The organism is Marinomonas algarum (assembly GCF_020532605.1).
Taxonomy (GTDB): domain Bacteria; phylum Pseudomonadota; class Gammaproteobacteria; order Pseudomonadales; family Marinomonadaceae; genus Marinomonas; species Marinomonas algarum.
The window spans coordinates 1-7,105 of sequence record NZ_JAJATW010000045.1; the positions used below are offsets into that span (position 1 = coordinate 1).

At 45.5% G+C, this 7,105-nt stretch carries 6 protein-coding genes; 2 read left to right on the forward strand and 4 right to left on the reverse strand.

Annotation, left to right across the window (positions count from 1 at the left end):
- Window positions 1–214: 214 nt before the first annotated feature.
- The 4 genes from LG368_RS15000 to LG368_RS15015 form a co-directional block, all read right to left on the reverse strand.
- Entirely contained in the window at window positions 215–2,437 is a 2,223-nt protein-coding gene (locus tag LG368_RS15000; RefSeq protein WP_226755506.1) for a PepSY domain-containing protein, read from the reverse strand.
- Between the two features lie 22 nt (window positions 2,438–2,459).
- Window positions 2,460–2,930 carry a DUF2271 domain-containing protein gene (locus LG368_RS15005; RefSeq protein WP_226755507.1) on the reverse strand — a complete coding sequence of 157 codons (471 nt, stop codon included), beginning with the start codon at window positions 2,928–2,930 and terminating at the stop codon, window positions 2,460–2,462.
- A gap of 37 nt (window positions 2,931–2,967) precedes the next feature.
- Window positions 2,968–3,384 carry a PepSY domain-containing protein gene (locus LG368_RS15010; protein WP_226755508.1) on the reverse strand — a complete coding sequence of 139 codons (417 nt, stop codon included), beginning with the start codon at window positions 3,382–3,384 and terminating at the stop codon, window positions 2,968–2,970.
- 100 nt (window positions 3,385–3,484) lie between these two features.
- Window positions 3,485–4,831: a ferredoxin reductase family protein gene (locus LG368_RS15015; RefSeq protein WP_338086339.1), complete on the reverse strand. Its 1,347-nt coding sequence runs from the start codon at window positions 4,829–4,831 to the stop codon at window positions 3,485–3,487.
- Window positions 4,832–4,957: 126 nt separating this feature from the next.
- Between LG368_RS15015 and LG368_RS15020 the strand changes: the two genes are divergently transcribed.
- Both LG368_RS15020 and LG368_RS15025 read left to right on the forward strand, forming a co-directional pair.
- Window positions 4,958–5,617 carry a response regulator transcription factor gene (locus tag LG368_RS15020; RefSeq protein WP_226755509.1) on the forward strand — a complete coding sequence of 220 codons (660 nt, stop codon included), beginning with the start codon at window positions 4,958–4,960 and terminating at the stop codon, window positions 5,615–5,617.
- Entirely contained in the window at window positions 5,614–6,966 is a 1,353-nt protein-coding gene (locus LG368_RS15025; protein ID WP_226755510.1) for a sensor histidine kinase, read from the forward strand. The genes LG368_RS15020 and LG368_RS15025 overlap by 4 nt, the downstream gene beginning before the upstream one ends.
- Window positions 6,967–7,105 lie beyond the last annotated feature (139 nt).

Below are 7,105 nucleotides of genomic sequence, written 5' to 3' on the forward strand. Positions count from 1 at the left end.
TTTTGCGGCGTTTGCTGGTAAATTCGGTGTCGGCGAAAGAGAGTTGGTTCATGATCGGCTGGAGTCGTAGTCAGATTAAGTCGGCAAGATTGTCTCATATTACCGACTTAATCGCATGTTCCCTAGATACTAGAAGCTTAACAGAATGGAATTTACTTGATTTTCTACAATTCAATTAACCAACTTAAAATGTGATTTACAATCAGTAAGTAGCCTAATAAACATCTTCACGGTAGCGCCCTTGGGCTTTAAGTGTCTGTACGTCTATTCCTAGTGGCGCGATAATTTCATCCAAAACCACCATAACGCTGTTTGCCATATTTCGGCCACCACAAACCAGAATCTGCGCGCCCTTGTCAATCAATTGGCGTAGTTCCACAGCATCTAAAGCAATCTTGTCCTGCACATAGGAACGCTCATTGGTTCGTGAGAAAACGGCATTCAGTTCTGTTAAACGCTTGTCCTTGAGATAGCTATTCAGTTCAGGTTGATAGAGAAAGTCGGACTTGGGACAACGCCCGCCCCAATATAGATGCATGGGATGATGCGCTTTATTATTACGGATGAAACCAACTAAGGGTCCGATACCCGTGCCCGCGCCAATCAGGACTATTGGTGCCTTGCTAGAGAAAGGGCGAAAGCCTGGGTTGGGTTGAATGAAGGCTTTAATGGTATCCCCCACGGATAATGCATGTAAGAAACTTGAACACAGGCCACCGGGGTGCTGGCGCACGCAGATTTCCAAGATACCATCCTTCGAAGCTGAGGCTAGGGAATAGTAGCGCGCTTCGCTGCTATCGGACGGCAGGATGCCGACCAAATCACCCGCTTCGAAATTCGGCAAATTTGTACGCCCCAAAAAACGATTCAGCATGCTTTTACTGTCACCCTCGGGTGACTTAAAGCGCAACACGGCAGTGGGGGCTTGTACCGCTACACCGTAATCTATTCGCTCTGCAAGCTCCAGCGTCATAGTATGTCGATGCACTGGGGTGTGCACCAGAGTCAACTCAGAATTAATCACCTTACCTATTGCCTGGCCCCAGCGGGCAAACTCTTGAGATGACTGGCAGTTAATGCTATCAAGCGGCAGTAACTGCGGCCAGGCTTTAGCAATGAGTGCTGCTTCGACGTCATGAGCGAATTGACAGAAAGCAGGGAATTGCCGATCGCCGAAGCCCAATACGGCAACGGGAAGGTCGGGTGTTTTGGTAATCTTATCTAGACTGGTTAGAAACCGACTAGCCGATGCGGGTGCTTTACCATCGCCATATGTTGCAGTCAGGATAAACAGCCGTTTTGCTTGCGGGTAATTATTTGAAAAGCTGTTCATTGAGTCTGTGTGGACAAGGTACCCGGCCAGGTTAAGAGCATTATGCAAGGTTTGGGCAAAGCCCCAAGTACTGTTGCTCTCGCTACCAACCAGTATCACTGTGTCAGCAAGTCGGGGGGTAGTATTATTGCTGATGCTCACAGCCGACTGTTTACGATTCCACCAAATCTGGATGCCGGTCCATGTCATGAGTGGTACAGTAAGTGTGCTCAGACCTAATAATAAGCCTAGCCACCATAGCCCATCCCCGGTGTGCAGCATATAAATAAACTCATAGATTACCTGCTTACTAGCATAGGGCTGGAAGGCTAATAGTTGACCTGTAGACTGATCAACAAAACCACGGCCCAGGTTAGTTGTGATTGAATAGACATCGTTTTGATCTTGTGGATACGGATAAACCAACTCTCGAAGCTCGGTCACAGAAATGGCCTGTAATGCCGAAAGCGTATTAATTGATGCCGGTTTACCGCCATTCACCTTTTCTAGGAAAGCAGGCTCAGCGGATTGATAATCGGGTATTAATTCAAAGGTTATAGCTGACATATAAAGGCCAGTGGTCGCCGATAGTATCAGGCCAAGTATGGCGATTCGACCTACTTGAAGGTGTAAACGCTGTATAAAAGAGCCTTGAATGGGTCGGAAAATATGACGCCAGCCGCCCAGTCGATTTGCCAACATGAAGGCACCTGAAAACGTTAATAACAGCAACATAAAGGCAGCGACACTGGCACCAATTCGACCGGGTGTATCAAGCAGATAGGATCGATGTAGATTTTTCACCCAGACCATAAAGGGTGAGGCTGAATAAGCGCCGATAGTTGCGCCCGTTATCGGGTTGATCAGATCGGCACCAGTCTGGTTATTATCGGTAAAATAGACGATCAGGCTTCCAGAGTCCGTTCGCTGTATTTGTTCCACTCCGGGGTAGCGAGAAGCTAGCTTACCAGCTAACTCGGCCACACTGATTGACGCTGTTCCTGCTACCTTGGCTTGTGAGCGCTCCAAAAATGGCTTGACCGATAGAATTGCACCCGAAATGGCTAGCACTACAATCAGAAGCGCGGCCATCAAACCAGACAAAGAGTGAAATTTACGTAGCATGGTAGGGCTTCCTATAGACCAATTAAAACGAGTAAGTGAAGGTTTTGACGTAGCCGTTACCATTGACAGGTTTACCGGCACCTTCGCTGGTTAATGGCACCACAACATCGTTACGATTGTCTCGCATATCCTCGACTGACGAATCTACGCGTAACTGAAAACCGGTATCAATATAAGTATCAGCCAGCTCAAGGCTTACCGTTAATGTCTTGCCGCTAGTCACGCTGGCACCGCTTATCCCGTCATACTCACTGGTGCGCAGACCACTTCCACGGGCCCAACCCGTCAAATGCTTGTAATATTTTGACTTCTGTCCTGCAATCCACAACGTATCTTGGTATTGACCTTTCGCATTGGTTAAGTAGATTGCCAGATAGGCACCATTCCCGCTATAGCTTTGCAGTTCGGTGGTCAGAACTACTTCGCGCGCAAAGCTTTGTGTGCTCAATGCCGAGGCGCTGAACAAGCATAGTATTATTACTAAATGTTTCATCGTATTGACTCCTGGCAGCTGTTTGATAGTGATTGATTTAGTCGATTATGGCTTTAGCTTTATGCTTTGCGGCCTTATTTTTTGAATTCATTTTGGCGCCAGATTCTTCAGGGCTATATTGGATGCCTAAATCCAAGTAGTCGGAAGTATCTCCTGAACCGTTAAATTTAATTTCAAGCTCTATTACTCTCAGCGAGGCGGGTGAAAATTTGGCTTCTACCTTATGACCATTACGATCCAGACCTTTAATTTCATAACAGCCATCATCTACTTTGATCCGTTTTACGTCCCAGCCTTTGTCTTCCATGATCTGCCTCAGTTGCTCCTTAGGTTGCCAGTCCGTCACTGGGTCAGTGCAGTCATCTTTTGCTAAGACTGTGCCACTAAGTAAACATGAGGCAATAAAGGCAGTAATACGTTTGTTGTTTGAGATATTTTTTATAGCGTTTTTCATATTGCATGTCCTTTTATTTCACTGTTGATTTGGTTCTGCTGATTTCATGGTTCATCATAAACGGCCTTCCTGACAGTAAGCTGAAAGCTAGGCTATTTTTTTACCGTAACTCAAATGCTTCTTTGCGGAAAAATAAGCTGCCTTTTACGCTTTCTCGTAATTCTTTTTCTAATGTCTTGGCCCAAGTTGATGGGCCGCAAAACCATACTTCCATCGCGCCTTTGCGTGCATGTTGGCTCAGGAGTTGAACTGTCGTGAGCTTTTCACCCTGACTGCCGTCATGTACGTATAACTTAATACTAGGTAAACCACTACAAACCAGTTGTAAGCGCTTAACGAAAGGGTCTGTTGCGCTATTACGAGTGGAATAATGCAACTGTGCTGCGGGTGCTTGTTCTGGCTGAATTTGCAGATCTTCAAGCCATGCCAGAAATGGGGTAATACCGATGCCTCCAGCAATCCATATTTGGCTTGCCTTAGCTTTGCGCCTCTTGAAATTAAACTTTCCATAAGGCCCTTCAATGGTAACGGCTTGACCTACTCTGAGCTTGTGATCTAGGTCTGTCGTATAATCACCCAAGGCTTTAATTTGAAAAGTTATTTGCCCCTTACCTTGATCCGAGCTGGCAATAGTAAAAGGGTGAGCGCCTTCACTGCGATCAAAGGTAACGAAGGCAAATTGTCCGGCATGATGGCCTTTCCACGTGTTATCAAGTTGACACACAACTTCAATGATACCCATTGTCGAACTCGATACTGATAGGATAGTGCCCTGAACTTGTCGTGAGCGTCCTACTTTTTGGCTAAGGGACAGAATGCTGGCGATGCTTCCTCCCACTAGCAATAGCGCCATCAGCAAACCTATAGGTTGTTGCCACCATATTAATGGCGCTAACCAAGCAGCGTGAAATACCAAAAGTAGATATAGTATGGGCATTGCGCGGTGTAAATAGCGCCAAGGTTTATAAGGGAAGCGTTTCCATAAGGTCAGCACCAGCATGGCAAAAACTAAGTAGACAGCCCATTCGCCAATATCTTCAGCTGCATCTCGCATCATATCGATAAAGCCTGAAAAATCTTGGTCATGTAAACGTCCTTCTTGCCCAAATACGGATTTGATCACGTCATCACCCATTTCTATTAGCCAATGAAGTGCCGCAAAAGCCACTGCCAAAATACCTGTCCATTTGTGCAGACGATAGACTTTATCGAGACCATTGAAGGGAGTTTCTAACCAAGCGGGGCGTGTGGCGAGCATCATGGTTATTGACATTAAACCAATTGAGAGTAATCCACTAAGATAGAGGCTATTATCATAAATTTCCCAGGGCAGTGAAGCCTTGGCTGAAGTGGACGTAAAATAGCTCCAGCCCCAGACAATTATCATCCCGATGGTTAAAAGTACAAGTGTGATGCTTGTTTTTTCAGGTTTCATTTTTCCACCCATTAAAAGATTGACTGTTCACTTTATCCTGCCTTCCTGACAATAAGCTGAACGTCGAAGGGAATTTTCAGCTTGTTGTAAGGAACTTGGGTTATGATTAAGCTTGCTGAGAACACCCGAGAGTAAGAGATGCGAATATTATTGGTAGAAGATGCCGAAGGTTTAGGTGAAGTAATTCAAGATCAAATTGCAGATGAAGGTCATGCGATTGATTGGGTTCAAAGTATTTCCCATGCCGAGGCTAGCCTCCGTACGACCCACTATGACTTAATTCTTCTGGACCTAATGCTACCCGACGGAAGCGGGATCGATTTGCTAAAGCAAGTACGTAAATCAGGTGAGAAAACGCCGGTGATTATTTTAACCGCCAGAGATCAACTTTCTGATCGTATCAATGGCTTAAATGCCGGTGCTGATGATTACTTGGTAAAACCCTTTGACCTGTCAGAACTCTCTGCTCGTATCGCGGCAGTTTCTAGGCGCTATGCCGGCAATCCAAGTCCTAAGCTTCAGATAGGGACATTGGAGGTTGATCTGACCAAACATCTCATTTATCGAGATGGTGTTTCAATCAATTTAACGGCTCGGGAATGGGCCTTGTTTGAAGCCTTTATTCAAAGGCCGGGCACCTTGCTCTCGAAATCGCAACTGGAAGACCACCTGTATGCATATGGCACCGAAATCGAAAGTAATACTATTGAAGTCTATGTCAGTCGTCTGCGTAAAAAATTGGGTAAGGATCAGTTTGAGACTGTGCGCGGTTTAGGATACCGGATGAGGCAGCCATGAATATACAGGGTACCAAGTCACCGCAAAGTCTTCAGAAAACCCTTGGCATTGGATTAACCCTAGGCGTGAGTTTATTGTGGCTACTTGCACTCTCGGGCACTGTTTACGTGTCACAAAACAAGCTTAATCAACTGTTTGATAGTGCTCTGGCAGAAACGGCACAACGTATCATGCCGCTCGCCGTGGTTGAAATAATTAACAGAGAAGATCCGCAACAAGCACAACAAATAATGTCATTCGAAGCTCATGATGAACGTCTTGTATATCTGGTTCGTGATGAAACCGGAGCAATTTTGTTGCAGTCTCATAATGCGGATCCAAAGCTATTTAATGAAACTTTGCTTGAAGGTTTTAGTTCATCAGAAACTCATCGGTTTTATGGAGCTTCGGCAGTCCAAAATACCTTACACATAGAGGTGGCTGAACCGCTGACTCAACGGAGAGAAGCCATAATCGAAATAGCCGTCACACTATTTTGGCCATTAATATTGCTTATTCCCTTTTGTTTTATCGGTACTTGGGCATTTGTCCGTTATAGCTTGCGCCATGTTCTTGCCTACCGTTCTGCCATTGAATCTCGCGGTAGTGGCGATCTCACTCCAATCAAGGTAAACGACTTGCCTGTTGAGATTCTTACGATAAGCGAATCAGTCAACCATTTATTAGGTCGCTTGCGCCGAGCACTAGAGTCAGAGCGCTCATTTACAGCTAATAGCGCACATGAATTACGCACGCCCATTGCCACAGCATTAGCGCAAATTCAACACTTACAGCAAGAGGTAGCAGCGGGGCCCATTAAAGATAGGATGCTCAAAATTGAAGCGACGATACGAGATTTATCAAACTTATCAGAAAAACTGATGCAACTGGCCAAAGCTGAAGGCGGTGGGCTTTTATCCACTGAAGAGCATGATCTTATCAGCCTGCTGAGCTTGATTGTTGATGATTTCCAGCGATCAAAACCTGTAAGTTTGATCAAACTTACCTTGCCTCAAAGTGGTGAGTTTATGTCTGACATAGACCTGGATGCTTTTGCTATTTTGATTCGGAATTTGCTGGATAATGCTATCAAACATGGCACTAAAGATCAGCCGATAGAAATCAGTTTTTCATCTGAAGGCGTATTGAGCGTGATTAATGCGGCAAGCCTAATACCTGCCGAGACTCTGGCACAGTTACGGCAACGTTTTGTTAGATCAAATACCGCAGTGCAGGGCTTGGGGCTTGGTTTGGCCATTGCCGATGCCATCGTCTCTGGCGTTGGTGCAAGGATGACGATTAACTCCCCAGCAACTGGGCGAGTGGATGGCTTTGAGGTAAGTGTAGATTTTACAGTGATCAAAAATTGACTTTCAATGTTGCGGCGTTTTTCAAGGTAGTTGTCGCCTAAAATAATTAAGCAGCGTCTTTATGTTGCTCTGGATTTAATTCCACATCACCTATTGGCTGCCAGTTTCTTTCTGCTTTTGACCAACGCTCAGGGCGCTC

Bases quoted from the DNA above. Each gene is read 5' to 3' on its own strand.
- LG368_RS15015 (WP_338086339.1), bottom strand. From the start codon at position 4,831: ATGGGTGGAAAAATGAAACCTGAAAAAACAAGCATCACACTTGTACTT.
- LG368_RS15000 (WP_226755506.1), bottom strand. From the start codon at position 2,437: ATGCTACGTAAATTTCACTCTTTGTCTGGTTTGATGGCCGCGCTTCTG.
- LG368_RS15020 (WP_226755509.1), top strand. From the start codon at position 4,958: ATGCGAATATTATTGGTAGAAGATGCCGAAGGTTTAGGTGAAGTAATT.
- LG368_RS15025 (WP_226755510.1), top strand. From the start codon at position 5,614: ATGAATATACAGGGTACCAAGTCACCGCAAAGTCTTCAGAAAACCCTT.
- LG368_RS15010 (WP_226755508.1), bottom strand. From the start codon at position 3,384: ATGAAAAACGCTATAAAAAATATCTCAAACAACAAACGTATTACTGCC.
- LG368_RS15005 (WP_226755507.1), bottom strand. From the start codon at position 2,930: ATGAAACATTTAGTAATAATACTATGCTTGTTCAGCGCCTCGGCATTG.